At 65.0% G+C, this 1,743-nt stretch carries 1 protein-coding gene; it reads left to right on the top strand.

The genetic code is table 11. The annotated features are described in order from the left end of the window. Positions 1 to 308 precede the first annotated feature (308 nt). Positions 309 to 1,743: cache domain-containing protein (locus IMX13_RS18825; protein ID WP_193396973.1), on the top strand; the 1,435-nt coding region annotated here is incomplete at its 3' end.

Genomic DNA, 1,743 nt, shown 5'->3' with positions numbered 1-1,743 from the left:
AGGACCGTTGGCGCCATGGATGGCGCCATCGAGCCCCCATGGATGGGTTCACGGCGTGTCCTGCCTGCCCACCCCGACCCGGCCAAACCGTAGCAACCCATCGCCATGACCTGCCGTTGCCGTTGCTGTTGCTGTTGCTTCAAAAGCCTGCCGCAGGCAGCGCCGCAGCCGCCGCTGCAAGGAAACCTGAATGCGTTCCGGCACTCCACCTCAATCCCGCGCGCCCGCGGCCGATAACGGGGGTGTCATGGTGTATTCCGCCGTGGCCGGCTCGGCGCCGCCCGCCTGCTTCAAACTGGTCCTGCTCGATGAACCTCATGCATCGCTGGCAACACTACTTCAGCAATCTCTCCGTCCGGCGCAAGCTCAATCTGCTCACGCTGCTCATCGCGCTGGGCGTGGTCGCGCTGTCGGTGATCGCCGCCCGCATGCAGTACCTCGACCTGACTGAAACGCGCAAGACCTCGCTGAAGACCCAGGTCGAACTGAGTTACGGCATTGTCCAGCACTACCACCGCCTGGCCGGTACCGGCGAGCTCAGCGAAGAGGCAGCCAAGGCCGCCGCCCTGCAGGCGCTGGAGAGGATGCGTGCCGAGAACGACACCTACTACTACAACGTCTACGACACCGGCTACCGGGTACTCATGCACCCGTTCCGCAAGGACCTGGTCGGCAAGGACATGAAGGATTTCCGCACCGATGAAGGGGTGCGCATCTATTACCAGCAGGTCGAGGCAGCCAAGGCCGGGGGCGGCTTCGTCGACTACCGCTGGGCCAAGCCCGGCAGCGAAGGCACGGTCGGCAAGATCGCCTATGCCGGGCTGTTCGCGCCGTGGAACTGGGTCATCAGCAGTGGCGTCTACACGGACGACGTGCAGAAGCAGGCCCTGGTGTTCACCACGATCATGGCGATCTCCGGTGGCGTGGTGGTTCTGATCGTGCTGGCCTTGAGCTGGCTGATCGGCAACCGCATCGCGGTACCGTTGAAGCAGGCTACGGCCGTGGCCGAAGGCATCGCCGCTGGCAGACTGGACAGCCATATCGGCCCGCAGCCGCATGACGAGCCCGGCCGCCTGCTGGATGCGATGTCCGCCATGCAGCGGCAGCTGCACGCCGTGATCGGCGGCCAACGTGAGATGGCACGTCGCCACGACGCCGGTGAACTCAGCTACCGCATCGATGCCAGCGCATTCCCCGGCGAGTATGGGCTGATGGTGCAGGAGACCAATGCGCTGGTCGGGGGCCACGTGCAGACCCTTCATGATGTGCTCGATGTCGTCCAGCAATACGCCATCGGCGATCTGAGCCGTGATATCGCCCGCTACCCGGGCGAGAAGGCGGCGATGACCCACGCCGTCGATACCGTCAAGGACAACCTCGGCCGCATCAATGCCGAGATCAAGCAGCTGGCCGGCGCCGCCGCTGCCGGTGACTTCAGCCGCCGTGGCGACGCACAGCACTTCGATCACGATTTCCGCGCCATGCTGGAAAACCTCAACGCGATGATGGCAGTCAGCGATGAGAACCTCGGCAAGCTGTCACAGCTGCTGTCGGCCATCGCCGAAGGCGACCTGACCGCCCGCATGCAGGGCGACTACCAGGGCGTGTTCGCACGCATGCGTGACGATGCCAATGCCACCGTCACCCAGCTGACCCGCATCGTTGGCCAGATCCAGGCCAGCGCCTCCAGCATCACCCTGGCCGCCGGCGAAATCGCCTCGGGCAACAACGACCTGTCGCGCC

The sequence above is a fragment of the Stenotrophomonas sp. B2 genome (genome assembly GCF_014947095.1).
Classification (GTDB): Bacteria; Pseudomonadota; Gammaproteobacteria; order Xanthomonadales; family Xanthomonadaceae; genus Stenotrophomonas; species Stenotrophomonas maltophilia_P.
This window is presented reverse-complemented; position numbering and strand designations above follow the sequence as displayed.